Origin of the sequence: Mycobacterium sp. E796 (assembly GCF_001672815.1) — a bacterium.
Classification (GTDB): domain Bacteria; phylum Actinomycetota; class Actinomycetes; order Mycobacteriales; family Mycobacteriaceae; genus Mycobacterium.
Map to the genome: position 1 here is coordinate 1 of NZ_LZKK01000067.1, position 18,470 is coordinate 18,470.

17 protein-coding genes are annotated in these 18,470 nt (G+C 68.4%); 10 read left to right on the forward strand and 7 right to left on the reverse strand.

Features of this window, described 5'->3' with window-relative positions; genetic code table 11:
- From A5706_RS06135 to A5706_RS06145, 3 genes are all read left to right on the forward strand, one after another.
- Window positions 1–1,504: acyl-CoA synthetase (locus tag A5706_RS06135; RefSeq protein WP_068128225.1), on the forward strand; the 1,504-nt coding region annotated here is incomplete at its 5' end.
- A gap of 14 nt (window positions 1,505–1,518) precedes the next feature.
- On the forward strand, window positions 1,519–2,892 hold the full coding sequence (locus A5706_RS06140; protein WP_068128291.1) for an SRPBCC family protein: 1,374 nt from the start codon (window positions 1,519–1,521) through the stop codon (window positions 2,890–2,892).
- Window positions 2,889–4,589 carry an FAD-binding protein gene (locus tag A5706_RS06145; protein ID WP_068128227.1) on the forward strand — a complete coding sequence of 567 codons (1,701 nt, stop codon included), beginning with the start codon at window positions 2,889–2,891 and terminating at the stop codon, window positions 4,587–4,589. Before A5706_RS06140 ends, A5706_RS06145 begins: the two co-directional genes overlap by 4 nt.
- Window positions 4,590–4,657: 68 nt before the next feature.
- Here A5706_RS06145 and A5706_RS06150 read toward each other — a convergent pair whose 3' ends face one another.
- From A5706_RS06150 to A5706_RS06160, 3 genes are all read right to left on the reverse strand, one after another.
- Window positions 4,658–6,103, reverse strand: a complete 1,446-nt coding sequence (locus A5706_RS06150) for a hypothetical protein (RefSeq protein WP_068128229.1) — start codon at window positions 6,101–6,103, stop codon at window positions 4,658–4,660.
- 277 nt (window positions 6,104–6,380) lie between these two features.
- Window positions 6,381–7,223 carry an enoyl-CoA hydratase-related protein gene (locus tag A5706_RS06155; RefSeq protein ID WP_068128231.1) on the reverse strand — a complete coding sequence of 281 codons (843 nt, stop codon included), beginning with the start codon at window positions 7,221–7,223 and terminating at the stop codon, window positions 6,381–6,383.
- Window positions 7,224–7,330: 107 nt separating this feature from the next.
- A complete protein-coding gene (locus tag A5706_RS06160; RefSeq protein ID WP_068128233.1) occupies window positions 7,331–7,876 on the reverse strand; it encodes a cyclopropane-fatty-acyl-phospholipid synthase family protein in 546 nt (181 codons plus the stop codon).
- Between the two features lie 42 nt (window positions 7,877–7,918).
- On the opposite strand from A5706_RS06160, the gene A5706_RS06165 reads away from it, so the two are divergent.
- The 4 genes from A5706_RS06165 to A5706_RS06180 all read left to right on the forward strand — a co-directional run bounded on the left by A5706_RS06165 (window position 7,919) and on the right by A5706_RS06180 (window position 10,634).
- Window positions 7,919–8,506: a TetR/AcrR family transcriptional regulator gene (locus A5706_RS06165; protein WP_068128235.1), complete on the forward strand. Its 588-nt coding sequence runs from the start codon at window positions 7,919–7,921 to the stop codon at window positions 8,504–8,506.
- 53 nt (window positions 8,507–8,559) lie between these two features.
- Entirely contained in the window at window positions 8,560–9,225 is a 666-nt protein-coding gene (locus A5706_RS06170; RefSeq protein WP_068128238.1) for a TetR/AcrR family transcriptional regulator, read from the forward strand.
- A gap of 135 nt (window positions 9,226–9,360) precedes the next feature.
- Complete coding sequence (locus A5706_RS06175; RefSeq protein ID WP_197517760.1) at window positions 9,361–9,783, forward strand: hypothetical protein; 423 nt, start codon at window positions 9,361–9,363, stop codon at window positions 9,781–9,783.
- Window positions 9,784–9,965: 182 nt separating this feature from the next.
- On the forward strand, window positions 9,966–10,634 hold the full coding sequence (locus A5706_RS06180; RefSeq protein ID WP_369831806.1) for a cutinase family protein: 669 nt from the start codon (window positions 9,966–9,968) through the stop codon (window positions 10,632–10,634).
- Window positions 10,635–10,671: 37 nt separating this feature from the next.
- Here the strand turns inward: A5706_RS06180 and A5706_RS06185 are convergent, their stop codons facing one another.
- A complete protein-coding gene (locus A5706_RS06185; protein WP_068128295.1) occupies window positions 10,672–12,420 on the reverse strand; it encodes an amidohydrolase family protein in 1,749 nt (582 codons plus the stop codon).
- A gap of 152 nt (window positions 12,421–12,572) precedes the next feature.
- On the opposite strand from A5706_RS06185, the gene A5706_RS06190 reads away from it, so the two are divergent.
- Complete coding sequence (locus A5706_RS06190) at window positions 12,573–13,025, forward strand: nuclear transport factor 2 family protein (protein WP_231985060.1); 453 nt, start codon at window positions 12,573–12,575, stop codon at window positions 13,023–13,025.
- 7 nt (window positions 13,026–13,032) lie between these two features.
- On the opposite strand, the gene A5706_RS06195 is transcribed toward A5706_RS06190, so the two are convergent.
- From A5706_RS06195 to A5706_RS06205, 3 genes are all read right to left on the reverse strand, one after another.
- Window positions 13,033–13,680 (reverse strand): maleylpyruvate isomerase family mycothiol-dependent enzyme, encoded by a 648-nt coding sequence (locus A5706_RS06195; protein WP_068128244.1) that lies wholly within the window; start codon window positions 13,678–13,680, stop codon window positions 13,033–13,035.
- 78 nt (window positions 13,681–13,758) lie between these two features.
- Window positions 13,759–14,130: a DUF5073 family protein gene (locus A5706_RS06200; protein ID WP_068128247.1), complete on the reverse strand. Its 372-nt coding sequence runs from the start codon at window positions 14,128–14,130 to the stop codon at window positions 13,759–13,761.
- A complete protein-coding gene (locus A5706_RS06205; protein WP_068128249.1) occupies window positions 14,130–14,915 on the reverse strand; it encodes a heavy metal-binding domain-containing protein in 786 nt (261 codons plus the stop codon). Before A5706_RS06205 ends, A5706_RS06200 begins: the two co-directional genes overlap by 1 nt.
- Before the next feature lie 185 nt (window positions 14,916–15,100).
- Between A5706_RS06205 and A5706_RS06210 the strand changes: the two genes are divergently transcribed.
- Both A5706_RS06210 and A5706_RS06215 read left to right on the forward strand, forming a co-directional pair.
- Window positions 15,101–15,799, forward strand: a complete 699-nt coding sequence (locus A5706_RS06210; RefSeq protein ID WP_068128296.1) for an ABC transporter ATP-binding protein — start codon at window positions 15,101–15,103, stop codon at window positions 15,797–15,799.
- Window positions 15,800–15,900: 101 nt separating this feature from the next.
- Window positions 15,901–18,321, forward strand: a complete 2,421-nt coding sequence (locus A5706_RS06215; RefSeq protein ID WP_082964217.1) for an ABC transporter permease — start codon at window positions 15,901–15,903, stop codon at window positions 18,319–18,321.
- Window positions 18,322–18,470: the final 149 nt, after the last annotated feature.

Below are 18,470 nucleotides of genomic sequence, written 5' to 3' on the forward strand. Positions count from 1 at the left end.
CGAGTCGCCGGCGCTCGTCGTCGCGGACGGCGGCACGATCACTTACGGCGACCTGTACCAAAAGAGCCAACGCGTCGCGGCCACCATTCACCAGGCCGGGCTGCGGCGCGGCGACGGCGTCGCCCTGGTGCTGCCGAACCGGCCCGAGTTCTTCGAAATCACCTGGGGCTGCCAGCTTTCCGGGCTTTACTACACCGCCGTCAACACCCATTTCACCCCCGACGAGGTCGCCTACGTCATCGACGACTCCGACGCCAAGGCGGTGTTTGTCGACGCCTCGATGGGTGACCTCGCCGCTCACGTCCTAGCGGTCAATCCTCGCGTCGGGATCCACGTGTCCGTCGGGAGCGCCCTGCCGGGCTGGGTCGCCTACGACGACGCGTTGGCGGCGCCGGGCGATCCTCCGCCGCTGTCGGACGGGTCGGAAATGCTCTATTCGTCGGGCACCACGGGACGGCCCAAGGCGGTTCGGCGGTCGCTGCCCGCCGACGGCAACGGGTCGTGGGCCCAGTCGGTGCTGGAGCTGGCGCTGATCCACAAGTACGGGATGGACCGGTCCAGCGTGTACCTCTCCCCCGCACCGCTGTATCACGCGGCGGGGGTGAACTACACCATGGCGGTGCACCGCGTCGGCGCCGCGTCGATCCTGATGCGCAAGTTCGACGCCGAGGCGGTGCTGCGGCTGATCGAGACCCACCGCGTCACCCACGCCCAGTTCGTGCCGACGATGTTCGTGCGCATGCTCAAGCTGCCCGAGTCGGTGCGGCGCAAGTATGACGTCTCGAGCCTCGAATGCGTGATCCACGCCGCGGCCCCGTGCCCGGTGGACGTCAAACACCGGATGATGGAGTGGTTCGGCCCCATAATCCACGAATATTACGGGGGCACAGAGGGATTCGCGGGCACGACGATCGGCCCCGACGAGTGGCTCGCACATCCCGGGTCGGTCGGCAAGCCGTTCAGCCCCGTTCACGTGGTCGGCGAGGACGGGGTCGAGCTTCCGGTGGGCGAGTCGGGCGAATTGTTCTTCGAGGGCGGGCCCGATTTCGAGTACTTCAAGGACCCGGCCAAGACCGCGTCGGTCTCCAACGAGCGGGGGTGGCGGTCGCTCGGCGACATGGGGTATGTCGACGACGACGGATACCTCTACCTCACCGACCGGTCAACGTTCATGATTGTCTCGGGCGGGGTGAACATCTACCCGCAGGAGGCGGAGAACCTGCTGGTAATGCATCCCAAGCTCGTCGACGCCGCAGTGTTCGGCGTGCCCAACGAGGAGTTCGGCGAGGAGGTCAAGGCCGTCGTGCAGCCGGCCGCCGGCGTCACGCCCGGGCCCGATCTAGAGGCGGAGCTCATCGCGTACTGCCGGGCGCACCTGGCGGGCTACAAGTGCCCGCGCACAGTCGAATTCGAGGCCGAGCTGCCCCGCGACCCCAACGGAAAGCTGTACAAGAAGCCCATTCGCGAACGCTACTGGCAAGGGCGGGCGTCACGGATCGTATGAACGAGGGAACGGACATGGTGACTACCGAACGCACCCACCCCGACGTGAACTGGGCGCCGCTGCCGGTGCCGTGGGCGGTTCAGCGGCCCGACCGGATCCCCAAGCAGCGGTACTACGACCCGGAGTTCTACGCCCTCGAGGCCGAGTTGCTCTGGCCCCGCGTCTGGCAGATGGCCTGCCGCCTCGAGGAGATCCCAAAACCCGGCGACTACGTCGAGTACGAGATCCTGGACGACTCCGTCATCGTCGTCCGGCTGGACGCCGACAACGTGCGGGCCTACCACAACGCGTGCCGCCATCGCGGGGTAAAGCTGGTGGAGGGCAACGGAAACCGCCGCACCTTCGTCTGCCCGTTCCACGGCTGGTGCTGGGCCATCGACGGCCGCAACACCTTCGTGCTGCGGCCCGAGGAGTTCGCCGAGGAAAACCTGAGCCCCGATGACCTGCAACTCGTCCCGGTCAGATGCGAGCTCTGGGGCGGCTGCGCGTGGATCAACCTGGACGACGACGCGCCGCCCATGCGGGACTGCTTCGAACCGTTCGCGTCGATCTACGACGCCTGGAAGGTCGAGTCGCTGCGCGTCGAGTGGTGGCAGGCCTGCCGGCTGCCGGTGAACTGGAAGCTGGCGACGGCCGCCTTCATGGAGGGCTACCACGTCCCGCAGACCCACCCGCAGCTGCTGCCGTCCTCGATGCCCAGCACGTCCAAACCGCCGGGGCTGGCCCAGACGAACCTGTACTTCATGCGCACGCTCGGTGAGGGCATGGCCGGAATGACCCACGAGAACGACGTCCGCATCGCCGAGGGCCTCCAGACCATGGAGTTGCCGGCCGACCCGGCCGCCGCCATGGCCGCCTGGCGCGCCGCGCTCAACGACGCCATCGTCAAATGGCATCGCGCCCGCGGCTGCGACATGCCCGACCTCAACGAGCTGGAGCGGCGCGGCATCACCGAAGCGATCAACTTCTGTTTCCCGCACTACTTTCTGCTACCCCAGTACAGCAGCGCCTCGTCGTACCGGATCCGTCCGCTCGGTCCGGAGGAGACGCTGTTCGAGATCTGGTCGCTGACCCGCATCCCGCCGGACCAGGCCACCGCCAAGCCCACGCCACCGGAGCCCATGGCGCCCGACGACCCGCGTTGGCCGCCCATCCCCGCGCAGGACTTCTCCAACTTGCCGCGTCAGCAGAAGGGTTTGCACTCCAAGGGGTTTGACTACATGCGGCTGTCGGATCGGATCGAGGGGCTGATCTCGAACTTCGAACGCGTCATCGACGGCTTCCTGGCCGGCCTGCCCTACGACGCGCTGGTGCCCGCGATCCAGAAGACCAACACCACCATCGACGTGCCGGTGGCCGACCTGGGCTTCAGCTCGGAGGGGCGATGACCACCCGCTGGGACCGCTCCGTCGACCTGCTCATCGCGGGCAGCGGCGGCGGCGGCATGGTGGCCGGGCTGGCCGCGATCGACGCCGGGCTCGAACCCCTGATCCTCGAGAAGCAGGCGCTGGTCGGCGGTTCGACCGGTCTTTCCGGCGGGATCGTCTGGCTGCCCAACAACCCCCTGATGCGGGCCGAGGGCATCGCGGACTCGCATGAGGACGGCATGGCCTACCTGGCCGACGTGGTCGGCGACATCGGCGCCCCCTCCTCCCCCGCGCGCCGTGAGATGTTCCTCACCGCGGGCTACGAAATGATCAATTTCCTCACCCGCAAAGGCGTTCGGCTGATCCGCTGCGCCGGATGGAGCGACTACTACCCGAATCACAAGGGCGGCAACGAGTCCGGCCGCGCCATCGAGGGCATCCCCTTCGACGCCGCGAAGCTTGGCAGCTGGAGCGACAAGGTGCAGCCGCCGCTGGCCAAGAACTACGGTTTCGTGGTCCTCACCAACGAGTTGCGCTCGGTCCAGTACTACAACCGGTCGCCGCGCGCGTTCGCCGTCGCCACCCGGGTGTTCCTGCGCACCGCTGCCGCGCGGGCCGGCCGCCGGCAAATCCTCACCAACGGCGCCTCGCTGATCGCCCAGATGCTCAAGGCGCTCATCGAATTCGGTGACGGGCAGCCCCCGCTGTGGACCAACGCCGCGATGGAAGACCTCATCATCGAGGACGGCCGCGTCGTCGGGGCCCGCGTGACGCGCGGCGGCGTGCCGCTGAACGTCGAGGCGCGTAAGGGAGTCCTGCTGGCGGCCGGCGGATTCGGTCACAACAAGGAGATGCGACGCCAGTACAGCGGCGATCAACCCAACGAGGCGCAGTGGTCGATCGCCAATGCCGGCGACACCGGCGAGGTGCTACAGGCCGCCATGCGGCTGGGAGCGAAGACCGACCTGCTCGACGAAGCCTGGTGGCTGCCTTCGGTTTTCATCAAGGACGGCGGCGCCGCCGCCGCCTCGCTCGGCTCCGGCCGGCAGCGCCCCGGCGCCATCTACGTCGACGCGACCGGCCGGCGATTCTGCAACGAGTCGAACTCCTACGTCGAGGTCGGCAAGGCGATGTATGCCAACAAGGCGGTCCCCTGTTGGATGATCTTCGACGACGGGTACGTGCGCAGGTACGTCACCAGCACGAACCCGCTCAAGCGCAACCGGAACCTGCCGCCAGAGCTCATCGAGAGCGGCGCGGTCAAACGCGGCGACACCATCGCCGACCTGGCCCGCCAGATCGACCTTCCCGCCGACGAATTGGCGCAAACGATCCAGCGGTTCAACCGGTTCGCCGCCAAGGGCCTGGACCCCGACTTCGGGCGGGGGCAGTCGGCCTACAACGACTGCCTTGGCGATCCCGGCTACCGGCCGAACGCCGCCGTCGGCCCGCTCGACCGCGCGCCCTACTACGCCACCCGGGTCTTCCCGGCGGACGTCGGGACATGCGGCGGCGTCGTCACCAACGAGCACGCGCAGGTCCTCGACGAGCAGGACCTGGTGATCGAGGGCCTTTACGCCACGGGCAACACCACCGCGACGGTGATGGGCCGCACGTATCCGGGCGCGGGCGCGAGCATCGCCAGCTCGATGGTGTTCGGTTACGTGGCCGCGCGGCACGCCGCCGGGCGCAGGATCGCCGGGGAGCGCAGCCGCTAACGGCGCGAGCAGACGCGAAAGCTCCCAATTCGGGCCGCAAATGAGGACTTTTGTGTCTGCTCGCGCTACTAGAGCACGACAGAAGGCGCCGCGCCCGGTTGCCCGGTCACCGGTGGCTCGGTAGGTGCGGTGCCGGACGTCTGTTCGCCCGCCGCCGCACCTTCGGCAACTGCCTGTTCCTCTTGCCCTTCCTCGTCGTCCTTTTTCTCGTCGTCGTCCTTCTTTTCCTCATCGACCGCTTGTGCGTCGTCAGGGGGCGGCGGGTCCAACCTGGTGGTGTCCGAGGCGAGCTGCGCAGGTGTGGAGCCGCCGCCCGCGGCCCCCTGCCCGAAGCCCTGGAAGCCCTGCACCGCGCTCATGCCCTGCGTGACGCCCTGTATCCCCTGCGAAAAGCCCTGCATCCCTTGCGAAAAGCCCTGCGAAACGGTTCCGGCAAACTCACCGACCTGCGCCGGAGTCGGGGCGGGCGGCAGGGTCGGACCCGGCGTGGGGCCCGGACCGGGCGTTGGGGTCGGCTCGGGTGTTGGCGTGGGATCGGGCGTTGGGGTGGGGCCGGCCTCGGGGTCCGGCTTTGGCTCCGGCTTCGGGGTTCCCACCGGCGGGTTGATCACCGTGGCCTTCGGGGGCGCGTCCGGGTTCAGCGGCTTCAGCGGCAGGTTTGCGTATTGAACGTAATACTTCAAAGCCGATTCCGAGCTTGCCTGCAGCTTCTCATACCATTCAATGGCTAACGGCACATAGGCCTGGTTGTTCGATTCGACATACCGCCGATACCAATAGTCGCATTGGGATACTTCGTAGGACGTGGGGTGCGCGCCACCCAGCGCATGCTGGTTGCTGTAACCGGTTGTGGCGGTGGCCTTTTTGTGGACGTCGACGACCCTGTCAGCCTGCTTGGCAAGGTCGCCGCATAATTTCGCCATCGCATATATCCACTCCTTCTGCTGGTGGAAATTCTGCTCGACGCGCGCCGTCGCCTCGCCCTCCCAGCTGGTAAACAGCCGGAACCGATAAGTCTGGTCACGAAACGCCCGCTGGAACGCATCCCATTCCTGGGCGAACGCCCGGAACGCCGCGCCCTGGTCGCCGGATTCAATGTCCGCGGCCGCCCGCCTGACCTCGTAGTACGGGAATTCGAACGAAGGTGACGCCGCCGCTGGCGCCGGCGGCGTCCAAGGTTCGTCATCCGCGGTCACTGACGCCGCGGACACCCTCGCGGCGGAGGCGCCGCTCATGGTCTGGCTGATGGCCTCCGCGGCTTCCGTCTCGACCTCTTCATAGGCCTTGGCCGCATTCCTGAGTGATTTCGCCAGACTTCTCCACTCCCGTTCACACCCTTTGAGGAACATGCGCAGCGTGTCGGCCGAAAGCGCGAGTCGTGCGGCAGCATCGTGGACAAACGAAAGATTGCACGGCGCAGGCGGGTTGGTGGACGGCACCGGCGGCAACGGCTGCTCGAGTTCGTCGGCCCGGGCCATGAGCTCCTGGTATTCCACCTTCAGCGTCTGCGTCATGTCGGCCCATTCTCCTTATGCTGAGGCAATTACGTGCCGACGCCACTAAGTCTCGACGCCGTCGAATGGCATGTATGCGGGGCGCGCGGTGGCGCACGCGCCGATCCGGCCACCAGCGGCCAGAGACGGTGCAGCCACCGACCACCTCTCTCGTCACACCGGCCATGCGGTGGTGCAGTGGCGCGCGCCAGCCGCTATCGAATGTCATCCTAAGCCAGCAATCGGGGGCCGGCATGCGCCAATTTGCGCCCCCACCCGATCGCCGCCGTGCCGCAGACTAAGTGGCGTCCTTTTCCTCGCGGCCCACGAAATCGCGCGGCTTCATGCCGGATTGCATGAGCTCGGCCCGGCGCGCCTGCACGTCCGAGGCGGCGCCCACCATGTTGGTCAAGATGTGGCTGACCTGAAGGTGGACGCGCATGCCCATCAATTCCCAGGCTCGCTTCACGTTGTTCTTGACCGCCATCAGCGTGGTCAACGGGATCTGGGAGATCTTGCGGGCCATTTCCTCGACGGTGTCCTCCAGGTGGTCGCGCGGCACCACCTTGTTGAGCAGACCCCAGTCGAGCGCTTCCTGCGCCGAGAGGGTGGGCGCCAGCAGCAGCCAGTCCATGGTGCGGTGCCAGTTCATCAGCAACCACGGCTCGATCATGGTGTGCCCGCCCGGTTCGCCGAGGCTTTGGGCAAGCGGCATTTGGAAATACGCGTCCTCGGACGCGACACAGAAATCGGTCACCAGGCCGAGATAAATGCCGCCGCCCATGCAATAGCCGTGAATCGCCGAGATCGTCGGCTTGGGAAACTCCCACAGATAGAGAGTCGGCCACAGAAACAGGTCGGCCGTCCCCTTGTACAGGTCCTCGAAGGTGTCTCCGAAGTCCGGGTAGGGGTTCTCGTCCGGACCCCAGCGGGCCACGTGCCCGCCGCAGAAGCCCTTCCCGTTGGCCTTGATGATGACGACTTTGATCTCTTTGTCGCGGTCGGCCTCGTGCAGGCAGTCGTCGACCTCGGTCACCAACACCGCGTCCTTGGTATTGGCCTTGTCGACCCGATTCAGGATGATCCGCGCAATCGGCGGTTCGCGTTCATAGATGATCGCTTCGAGCACGCGCCGCTCCATCGTGGTGACATTACCGGTTTCGGGCCCGCATCCGAGTGCGCCGAGGCTGCGCTCAGATCGCGATTTCGAGCAAATTCGCGATCTGGACGCAGGCTCGAGGCGGCCGCTCAGCCGCGTGCCACCAACCACGCGCGACCGTCGCCTTCGCCGGCGTCGACAAGCTCGAGTCCGGCGAAGGCGGCGATCAGCTCGCCTCGCGCGGCGCGGAACGGTCCCGGCGCGGCCCCGACCTCGCTCAGGGCGGCGATTGCCAGCAGCCCGCCCGGCGCCAGACGGTCGATGATCGCCTCATCGAGGCGGCGGTCCCGGAAGTTGTGGCACACGATGACGTCGACGGGCGGCCCAGCGGGCAGTCCCTCGTCCAGATCGACGACGTCGAAGCGGCAGCGGTCCCCCACCCCGGCGAGCCGGGCCAACTCGCGCGCCTGCTCGATCGCGACCGGGGAGACGTCACACCCCCACACGTCCAGGCCGCGGCGGCCCAGCCACACGGCGCCGCGTCCCTGCCCGCAGGCGAGGTCGAGGGCGCGTCCCGACGTCGGAAACAGCCCGGCGTGGCGGGCGACGAAGCCGGGCGGCCCGACCTCGCTCACCAGGGGTGGCCCGGCGCCGGCGTACCGCTCGTCCCAGCGACGCCGGTCTTCCTCGGCCATGGGCGCCACCCTAGATTGCCCCCCGGTTTCTAGACTGGACCGGTGTCTAGACAGGCGGCTTCCCCCACGGACGCCGGGACGGCCCGCCGCTCCGACCGCCGGCCGGCGCAGACGATCCGCAAGGTCCTCGAGGCCGGGCTGGAGGAACTGCGCGAATCGTCGTATGCAGCCCTGACGATGCGCGCGGTCGCGACGCGCGCCGGCGTGTCCCCGGCCAGCGCGTATACGTACTTTCCGTCGAAGAGCGCGCTGGTGGCGGCGGTGTACCTGCGCTTCTTGCGGGACCTCCCGCTGCACACCGACGTCAACGACACTACCCAGGCGCGAGTCAGCGCGACCCTGCGCGACATGGCGCTGATGGTCGCCGACGAGCCCGAGCTGGCGACCGCCTGCGGCGCGGCGCTGATGGCCGACGATCCCGCCGTCAAGCCGCTGCGCGAGCAGATCGGCGAAGAGGTGTCCAGGAGGATCGCGGCGGCGCTGGGTCCCGGTTGGCCCCGCGCGGTGCGCTCCGCGCTTCAGATGACGTTCTCCGGGGCCCTCCTGACGGCCCGGTTCGTCAGCTACGACGAGATCGCGGAACAGCTCGACGAGGCCGTCGGCCTCATTCTCAAAGCCTGCGCCGCCTAAAGCCCAGTGGCCCAACCGAATCGTTATCATCCAGCTGTGAGGATCGGCTGAGCGTGCGCAGTCACGGCTGGGCAGGGAACGCGCCCGCCTCCGATGAGGAGGCGATCGAGCGCATCCTGGACGCCGCCGACCGGATCATCGACGAGCGCGGCCAGGCAATGCGAATTGCCGACGTGGCGCGGGCGCTGGGCGTGACGCGGCAGACCGTCTACCGGTACTTCCCCGGCACCCAGGCGCTGCTGGTGGCGACCGCGATGCGGTCGGCCGACGGGTTCCTCGACCGCCTGGCGACCCAGCTCGAGGGCGTAACCGACCCGGTGGTGGCGATGACGGAGGGTATGGCTTTCGCCATCGAGCGGCTGGCGTCGGACAATCAGCTCGAATTCGTGTTGCGCCACCGCGGCGGACAAGGCGTCTCCATCATCTCCGATACCGCGTTGGCGTTCGGACGTTCGATGCTGCATCGCTTCGACATCGACTGGGAGCAACACGGTTTCGATGAGGCGGGACTCGACGAACTGAACGAATTCAGCCTGCGGGTGCTGCACTCCTTCCTCGCCGACCCGGGCCGCCCGCCGCGCAGCGGCGCCGACTTGCGGCGCTATCTCACCCGCTGGATCGGACCCGCGATCGCCTACCCACAGCTGGTGCGCACCATGGACGCGCTTCGGGCAGCCGAGCCGGCGCGGGCGCGGGGCCGCTCGTCCAGGGCGTCCTGATACCGCCGAAGTGGTTGATCCCTCACCGCGAGTTCGGTCATCCTCAACGAACCGACGTTGACGACCGACGAAGGAGGGGACGTGGTAGGGCTGGGACAACTCGCACTGAACAGTGCGCCGGTTTTCGGTGGCCTGATGCTCGCCGTTGCGGCCGGTCAATTCAGAGGGCCGGATTATCGAGAGCTCATCAAACAGGACATGGACTTGCTGGAGCGTCTCCCTGCGGAGGCAGTCGCGCGCAGAGCCGAGCTGCGGCGCTCGATCGACGAGCGCATCGATGACCTGGTCGAGGTCGCCGACCGGAATCGCGCGCTGCGCAAGGCTGCGCTGTCCTACCGGGGTAATTGGCGGGACGTGGTGCTCTTGCTCTGCGTGGTGCTGTTCACCATCGTCTGGTGGGAAGTCGATCACAGCAGGGGCAACTGGCTGCCGATGTTCGTATTGCTGATCCTGCTGTCGCTGGTGGCCGCCGCCTACGCGTTCCGCGGCGCGCTACGCGCTGCCCGTTCGCTGGTGCGCATGCGGGGCGTGCGGGACCGCGGCGACGGATCGACTTGATCACATCTCATCTGCCGTTCGACTCGCCAACGGGATGCGTACATCGGCCGTTGCGATGCGCCTGGTAGCGCGCTGACCTGCGACATGTCCGGACCGCCGAGCCTTGATGCCCCACCCGGATGCCGCACCACCTGCCGGTGCTCGTCGAGCAGCCGCCATCACCTTGTGACAAGATTTTCCACGTGCAGCTTCCTCCCCTCGCCCGCCTCATTTGTGCTGCGGTGGCGCCGATTTGGGCGCTGCTGGCCGCTCCCGTTCCCTCCGCATCCGCCGAGCCGTGCCCCGATGTCGAGGTGGTGTTCGCTCGCGGCACCACCGAGCCCCCCGGCGTGGGCCGGGTCGGGCAGGACTTCGTGGACACGCTGCGCTCGCGCGTCGGCACCCGATCGCTCGGCGTGTACCCGGTCAACTACCCGGCGACGACCGACTTCCCCACCGCGATCGACGGCATCACCGACGCCGGCCATCACGTGGAGTCGATGGCGGCGAACTGCCCCAAAACCAAGATGGTGTTGGGCGGATATTCGCAGGGCGCGGCCGTCATGGGCTTCGTCACCGCGAACCGGGTCCCCGATGGGGCCAACCTCGCGTCGCCGCCCGACCCGATGCCGCCCGACGTCGCCAACCACGTCGCCGCCGTCGCCCTCTTCGGCAAGCCGTCGACCCAGTTCATGAGCATCATCAACGAGCCCCCGGTCACGATCGGTCCGCTATACGCGCCGAAGACGATCGAGTTGTGCGTTCCCAACGATCCCGTCTGTTCGGGATCGGGGTTCCCGGCTGCGCACCGGCAATACGTCGAGGCCGGGATGGTTGATCAGGCGGCGGACTTCGCCGCGGGCCGGCTCTAAGCCGCCGCCGGGCGGCGGACTTCGCCGCGGGCCGGCTCTAAGCCGCCGCCGGGCGGCGGCCCCGGACGAGACCGCCGGGCCTTTCGTCGGTCAGTTCGCCGTCGGCGACGACGGTCTGGCCCAGCACCATCGTCTCGACGTAACCGTCCGAGCGTTGGATCAGCCGGCCCGCGCCACCGGGCAGGTCCTCGACCCGTTCCGGGTAGTGCAGCCGCAGCCGCTCCAGATCAATGAGGTTGATGTCCGCACGCCGCCCGGGCGCTAGCACGCCGCGATCACCCAGCCCGTAAAAGCCCGCAGGATCGCCGGTGAGGCGGTGCACCGCGGCCTCCAGCGACAGGCCCGGGCCGCGGCTCCGCTTGCCGACCCAGTGCGACAGCAGGTACGTGGTCATGCTGGCGTCGCAGATGATTCCGCAGTGGGCCCCGCCGTCGCCCAGCCCCTGCAGGCTCACCGGGTCGGCCATCATGTTGTACAGGTGGTCGTAGTTGTTGCCGGCGTAGTTGAGCAGAGGCAGCAGCAGAAATTCGCGTCCGTCGGCGCCGAGCAGCACGTCGTAGGTGACCTCCCAGGGGTCGCGGCGCTCCCGCTCGGCGATCGCGGCGATGCTGTCTTCGGGCGCGGGCTCGTAGTCGAGCGCCTCGCCGAGTGGATACAGGCGCTTGAACAGGTGCTTGTTGAGTTGGTCCGCCGACGGCTCCGGCGTCGGCTCGGGCGCGTCGGCCAGGATTCGCGCCCGAACGTCCGGATCGTGGAGTCGTTGAACGCGCTGCGCCAAAGGCAGTTCCATCAACGGCCGGTACGTCGGGCGGTGCCGGAATGGATTCATCCGCGATTGGTGGCCCATCAACATTCCGAAGGCGCGGCTGGCGACCTGCGGCCGGATCGCTGCCCCGGCCGCGTTGGCTTCGTGCACCGCCGCGAACCAGTGTCGCCAGTCGTGCGGGTCCTGCTCGTTGACCATCGCCAGGAAGGTGAGCGGTATTCGATAGCGCCGCCCGAGCCGCGTGATCCACTCGATCTCGGCGTCGATCGAGTGGCGCTGGTCGCCGCCCATCGCGCCGCCCACACCGGCCGGAACCACTTGCAACACACCGGAACCCACCTCGGCCATGACGGCCATCAGTGCGGCGAGTTCGTACTCCTCGGAGTAGGTTCCCGGCACGGGTTCGCCCGACGCGCTGCGATGTCCCGCCGTGCGCCCGAACGACATGCCCACCGCCCCGGCGCGCAGGCCGTCGGCGACGATCCCGCTCATCGCGGCGAGGTCCGCGCTCGTCGCGGTATCGTGCGCGCGGTCACCCATGACGAAGCCGCGGACGGCGGCGTGTGGGATCTGCGCGGCCACGTCCACCGCGCGCGGCATCCGCTCAAGTGCGTCCAGATACTCGCCGAAGGACTCCCATTCCCACGTGATGCCCTCGGAGAGCGCGGAGCCCGGAATGTCCTCGACGCCTTCCATGAGGTCGACGAGCCAGCCGTGCCGATCGGGCCGCACCGGCGCGAAACCGATGCCGCAATTGCCCATGATCGCCGTTGTGACGCCGTGCCAGCACGACGGGGTGAGATGCGGATCCCAGGTGGCCTGCCCGTCGTAATGGGTGTGCACGTCGACGAATCCCGGTGTCACAGTTAGCCCGTCGGCCTCGATGGTGCGTTTGGCGGCGCCCTCGACGCGGCCGACCTCGGCGACCATCCCGCCGGTGACCGCGACGTCGGCGGTTCGCGCCGGTGCGCCGGTGCCGTCCACCACGGTTCCGCCCCGGATGATCAGGTCATAGGTCATGACAGCCTCCTCGCGGGCCGGCCTGCGGCGCCCACCCAGCATTCAACAGCCTTGTCCCTTTCTCAATAGGCGACGATTTCTCAAAAGGCGACGACGCAGCGCGTGCGACCATCGACGCGGCAGCATTTCGAATTTGAGGAGGCCGGGTGCTGATGGACGTCGGGCGCACGGACTTCGATGCCACCGATCGACTGGCGATCATCAACTTGTTCGGGGCCTATGCCTACACGTATGACGAAAACCGGCTCGACGACTTTCGCGCCCTTTTCACCGAGTCACCGCAGCTCGTTTTGCTGCACGAGGGTAGCCCGCTGTCGGCGGACATCGACACCGTTATGGCCCTGCTTGCGGCCAGGAAACAGCGTTTCACAGAGGAAAACAACCAACGGCGCCACGCGCTGAATTCGTTCTGGTTTGCCAGCCAGAGCGCCACCGAGGCCACCGGCCACTGCTACGTCCAGGTTTTTGCCGTCAGAGACGGCGGTTCGCCCAGCCCCGACCTGACCGGCCGCTACGAGTTCACCGCGGTCAAGCGGGACGGCGCCTGGCGGTTCAGCCGGTGGGTGGTGGCGATCGACCAGAACCAACCCGCCACCGGCGAGTGAAAGTGCGTCAGCCTGAAGCGCATCGGGCGCGTAGCGCGCGGACGCCCGGGCCGGCAAGGTCGTCGCAGTAGGCCTGGCGCCCCGCCATCGCCATCGTCAGCGCGAGCGTCGTCCCGCTGACGAGCGGTCCGGCGCCGGTCGCAAAGGCACTGTCGGTCGCCTCCAGCCGCAGACCATCGATGGCGCTGCGGCTACGCACCGCAAAGTCCCGGCGCGCATAGAACACCGCCACTGGGACGACGACGTCCACCGGTGGTGTCCGAAGGAGCCCGAGGGGCCGCCGGATGTCCTGGGCGTGCACGACGACCTCACCCAGAAATGCGGCGGTCGGTCCCAGCGGCGCGGCGGTGCTCGTGATGACCCGCCGGAATCGCTCGAGCGTCTCGGCGGGAGTTGCGCCGCGGTGCTCGGCCAAACGGCGCTCGTTGTGCAGATCGAAGTCGAATCGAGCGCCGACGGCGCTGGCGAACCAGCGCAGCGGGCCGGTGCTAGCGGCGGCGGTGAGGTGGGCGACCACCTCCTCGATGACCCACCGTCCGCACAGTGACGGCAGCGCCCATTGTGCGTCGTCGAGGCCGGCGAGATCGTCCGCGAGCGCCGCGCGCTCCGCATGGGCCGCCGACCACAGGGCGTCGCGGGTGGCACCTTCGAACATGCAAGCCTCCAATGCACCGTAGGGATGACGACGGGGTAGACCCCCGCCGGGCCCCAAAGTCATCGGGCCGGCCGAATTTCAGAAGCTGGTGTCGAGAGCTTCGAGCGCCGCGTCGATGTTGGGCATGATCGTCGGGCCGTAACCGCTCACCAGTTGCCCGAGCGACCGTGCGATGTGGGGACCGACGGCCGCGGCGGCGAGGACCTCCTCGGCGATGGCCACGCCGTTGACCACGTGGGTGGCGAGGAGCCGGCCGTCAGGGGTTACTTCGTAGCGCCAGTCGCCGATCTGAACCCGCTCGGGCTGCGACCGGAAAATGCCCCGTCGCGCCGGTGTGACGATCACCCCGGGAACACCGCCAAACACCTTGACCACGAGCGCGACGCCGCCGGGGCCGGACAAGGCCGACCCGACGGCGCGACTGACCCGCTCGTGATCGAGGCTCGTCATCAATCGCTCAGCGGCAGCACGAACGACGGCGTCAAGGTCTGCGGCTCGCCGCTGCGACGCACCGCCGTCCCCGCCACGTAAAACTCGACCGTGTGATGTCCCCACGCGTAGTTCGAGATGGCGAAATGGACCCCCACGATCCCATTCGCGCCGTCTCGCTCCGCCTCGCTCTGCATCCGTGACATCGCCAACTCCCGGGACTGGTAGCTGCCCTGCGTCCACTGCGGCATCTCGGTGTTGCGTCCCGCCTGCTTCAGCATCTGCATAAACCCTTGCACCGCAACGTGGAACACGCAGTTGCCCATCACGAAGGCGACCGGGGCGAATCCGGACCGCAGCAGCGTGGTCAGGTCCTGGCCGGAAAGGTGGCTGGTGAAGGCCTGCCCGTTGGGGCGCCGAAATGCGCCGGGCTTCGCGGTGTAGCGTACGGCGGTGCCGACCGCGATGAACTCGAGGTGCTCGCCCTCCCCCTGGTGACGCCAGTCCAGGCGCACACCCACCACGCCGTCGGCGCCCAGCGAATCGGCCTCGGCCTGCATCCGCGACATCGCATTCCAGCGCGCGCGGTACGTCGCCTCGGTGAGCACCGGCAGCTCGGATTGCTGCCTGATGCCGGTGAACTGATAACCCACGTGATAGACCGAAACGCCCATCACGAGTTCGATCGGTTCGAACCCCGCCCCGTGCAGCAAGGCGAATTCGTTGATCGACAGATCGGTCGTGAACACCTTGCCTGCGTGCGACAGCCGTTCGCTGGCGACTGGGTCAAGCGGGTTCGGTTGCATCGGCAAACACCTTCCTGCGGTCCGGAGCACAGCGTAGGACGCGGGTCGGCGTTTCACATCCCAAACTCGCCGGGCACGTTCTCTTCTCGCCCCGATGAACCGATCACGGCCGGAGCTCGTTATCCGAAGTACCAGCGCTATTGGGGTGCGGCGTGAGCGCGGGGAGGATCATGTTTCCACGGGTGCTGACCATCGAGCTGCGCGACGTGGTGCGCGAATACCGGGTCGGCGGCCAGTCCGTCCGGGCCCTCGACGAGATCAGCCTGCGTCTCGAGGGCGGGCACTTCGTTTCGGTGGTCGGGCCGTCGGGCGCCGGCAAGAGCACCCTGCTGCATCTGTTGGGCGCCCTGGACTCCCCCGATTCGGGGTCGATCGAATTCGACGGCGACGAGATCGGCCGGCTCAGCGACGAGCAGCAGTCGGAGTTTCGCCACCATCGCGTCGGCTTCATATTTCAGTTCTTCAACCTGTTGCCGACGCTATCGGCGTGGGAGAACGTCGCGGTGCCGAAGCTGCTCGACGGCGTCCGCCTTGGCAAGGCGAAGCCGGACGCGATTCGGCTGTTGGAGCGCGTCGGGCTCGGCAACCGGACCGAGCACCGGCCCGCCGAGCTGTCCGGTGGCCAGATGCAGCGGGTCGCCGTCGCGCGCGCTCTGATGATGGATCCCCCGCTGATCCTCGCCGACGAACCGACCGGGAACCTCGACTCCGCGACGGGCGGGTCGATCCTGGCGCTGCTCGGCGAGGTGGCCCATGAGCCCGGCCGTGGCCGGCTGGTGGTGATGGTGACCCACAATTCGGACGCCGCGGCGGCGACCGACCGGGTCATCACGCTGCAGGACGGCCGCGTCGGTTCCGACCAGCGCGCGGGGGTCATGGTGTGACGGCGGCGTCGGGGATCGCCGCCGCGGCGAGCCGGCTGCGCCTGTTCAGCCTGCGCGAACTCGCGGTGCATCGCCGGCGCACCAGCGCAACCGTCGCCGTAATGGCGGTATCGGCAATGTATCTGGTCGCGGTGTTCGGCATCTTCGGCTCGATCAGCGGATCGGTCAATCGCCTCGCCGACGGCGTCGCGGGCATCGCCTCGTTGGAGGTTTCGGGCATCACCGACGCGGGCTTCCCCGAGACGATCGCCGCCGACGTCGCCGCGGTTCCCGGGGTTGCGACGGCGGCACCGATGATCCGGACGACGGCCTCCACGTCGTCGGGCCCGGTCCTGCTGTTCGGCGCCGACGAGCGCCTGGCCGCCCTGGGCGGCGCGCTCAAGGACGCGTTGAAAAACGGGTCGACGGGAGCGCCCGGGAATCCGTCCGGTCCAACAGGTCCGGCGGACGCGGTTCGCGTCGGGCCCGGTGTCGGCCACGCCAAGGGCGATACGTTCCAGCTGGGGTCGCGGTCGGTGACCGTCGGCGAGGTCCTCGCAGGCAAGCAGGTCGCCGCGCTCAACGGCGGGCACTACGTCCTTGCCCCACTTGCCTTGGCGCAGAACATCACCGGTCGCGACGGCCAGCTCGACTCCATCCTGATCACCACCAAACCCGGCGCCGATCTCGCAAGGGTCCGCGCCGCGATCACCACCGCCGTGAACGGCCGCGCCATCGTCGCCGACCCCAGCATGCGGGCCACCCGGGCGGGCGACGGTGTCAAGCTGATGAACTACATGGCCCTGATGGGGGCGATGGTCGCCCTGATGGTCGGCGCCTTCCTGATCTACACGACGATGACCATGGCGATCAGCCAACGGCGGCCGGTCATTTCGATGCTGCGCGCGATCGGCGGCCGGCGCGCCACCATCGTCCGCGACATGCTCGCGGAGGCCGCGATCCTCGGTGTCATCGGCGGGGCGCTCGGCTCGGCCCTCGGGATTCTCCTGGGCCGCATCGCGATTGGCCGATTGCCGCCGGCCATGACGCAGGGGCTGGAGGCCCGCATCGAGTACTGGCTGCCCGGCTACGCGATACCGGCCGCCCTCGCGGCGACCGCCCTCACCAGCGTCGTGGCATCGGCGATGGCCGCGCGGCAGGTGTACAAGGTCGCACCCATCGAGGCGCTGGCGCCCGTCGGGGTTTCGGCCGCGGACCGCGTGCCGCGGTGGCTGCGCATCGCGAGCGGGGTTGGCGCCCTTGCGGTCTTCGCCGTCTCCATCGCCGTCGTTGTCAACCAGCGGGGCGTCCTCGCGTTCGTCGCGATGGCGGCGGTGTTCTCCGCCGAGATAGCGCTCGGATTCGCGCTCAGCGCGCCCATCGTGAACGTCACCGCCGCGGCCGCCCGGGTGTTCGGCTCCGTCGGGGCCCTTGCGGCAGCGACCATCGAGCGCGCGCCGCGACGGGTGTGGGCAACCGTGATGACGGTGCTGATCGCGGTCGTCACCACCGTCACCATCACGGGCACCAACGCCGACATGATCCGGTCGGCGCGGGGGATCTTCGCGCCGGTCGCCGGCGTCCCGGTCTGGGTGAGCGCGAACTCCCCCGACAGTTACCCCACAGATGCTCTGCCGCAAGGCCTTTCGGAGAAGGTGGCCGCGTTGCCGGGCGTCCGGCACGTCACCGAGGGCGCGCTCGGGTTCGCCGAGGTGGGCGGCACCCGGGTGATGCTCGATGGGTTCTCCGCCGGCACGGCCGATCCGCTGTACCGCGCGCTCGACCCGCGGATCCGCGACCAGGTGCTCGCCGGCCGGGGCGTGGTGCTCTCCCAGAACCTGGGCAAGACGCTGCACGTTCGGGTCGGCGGGCAACTGGGGATGCAGACACCACACGGGGTGCGCCAGGCAACGGTGCTGGCCCTGGTGCCGTACTTCTCGACCGTCATCGGCACTGTCGGGATGGGCCTCGACCAACTGCGCGGGTGGTTCGACCGGCCGATCACGACCACGCTGGAGGTCGCCGCGGCGCCCGGCGCCGACACCGGTCGCCTCCTCGCCGACGTGCGCCGCGCGGTGCCCGGCCCGAACTACGTGTACGACGGGCGCGCGAAGCTGGCGGGGCTGGAGGCCCCGATGCACCAGAGCATGTTCATCGCGAATGCGGTATGGATCACCGTCGTGTTGGTGGCCGCGGTCGCGCTGCTCAACACGCTGACGCTCTCGGTGCTGGAACGGCGCCGCGAACTCGGCGTGCTGCGGGCGATGGGATCCAGCCGGCGGTTCACGCTGGGCATGGTGCTCGCCGAGGCGACCGGCATCGGCGTCGTCGGCGGCGTGCTGGGCCTGGTTTTCGGGATGATGGACCAATGGCTGTTCAGCCTCGTCAGCGGCGACATGATGAACTTCCAGGTCACCTTCCGGCCCAGCTGGATGGCCGGTGCGTTCACGCTCGGTGCGCTGGCGATCAGCCTGCTCGGCTCGGTGCCGCCGGCGCGGCGCGCAGCCCGGCTCAACATCATCGACGCAGTCAGCGTCGAGTAACCGTCGACTAGGGGCTCGCGGGTACTCCCCTCCGGTACCCGCGGACGCTCAGAGGCCGAGCGGAAGCAGCGCGGTAAACAGCGGGGCTATGGGATCCGTGATGGGAAGGGCGAACGAACCGTTCAGGAACGGGGCCACCGGACTCTGGA

What these genes read in the sequence shown, in the direction of transcription:
- A5706_RS06140 (WP_068128291.1), top strand. Translation starts at nt 1,519, where the DNA reads ATGGTGACTACCGAACGCACCCACCCCGACGTGAACTGGGCGCCGCTG.
- A5706_RS06145 (WP_068128227.1), top strand. Translation starts at nt 2,889, where the DNA reads ATGACCACCCGCTGGGACCGCTCCGTCGACCTGCTCATCGCGGGCAGC.
- A5706_RS06150 (WP_068128229.1), bottom strand. Translation starts at nt 6,103, where the DNA reads ATGACGCAGACGCTGAAGGTGGAATACCAGGAGCTCATGGCCCGGGCC.
- A5706_RS06155 (WP_068128231.1), bottom strand. Translation starts at nt 7,223, where the DNA reads ATGGAGCGGCGCGTGCTCGAAGCGATCATCTATGAACGCGAACCGCCG.
- A5706_RS06160 (WP_068128233.1), bottom strand. Translation starts at nt 7,876, where the DNA reads ATGGCCGAGGAAGACCGGCGTCGCTGGGACGAGCGGTACGCCGGCGCC.
- A5706_RS06175 (WP_197517760.1), top strand. Translation starts at nt 9,361, where the DNA reads ATGCTCGCCGTTGCGGCCGGTCAATTCAGAGGGCCGGATTATCGAGAG.
- A5706_RS06185 (WP_068128295.1), bottom strand. Translation starts at nt 12,420, where the DNA reads ATGACCTATGACCTGATCATCCGGGGCGGAACCGTGGTGGACGGCACC.
- A5706_RS06190 (WP_231985060.1), top strand. Translation starts at nt 12,573, where the DNA reads ATGGACGTCGGGCGCACGGACTTCGATGCCACCGATCGACTGGCGATC.
- A5706_RS06195 (WP_068128244.1), bottom strand. Translation starts at nt 13,680, where the DNA reads ATGTTCGAAGGTGCCACCCGCGACGCCCTGTGGTCGGCGGCCCATGCG.
- A5706_RS06200 (WP_068128247.1), bottom strand. Translation starts at nt 14,130, where the DNA reads ATGACGAGCCTCGATCACGAGCGGGTCAGTCGCGCCGTCGGGTCGGCC.
- A5706_RS06205 (WP_068128249.1), bottom strand. Translation starts at nt 14,915, where the DNA reads ATGCAACCGAACCCGCTTGACCCAGTCGCCAGCGAACGGCTGTCGCAC.
- A5706_RS06215 (WP_082964217.1), top strand. Translation starts at nt 15,901, where the DNA reads ATGGCGGTATCGGCAATGTATCTGGTCGCGGTGTTCGGCATCTTCGGC.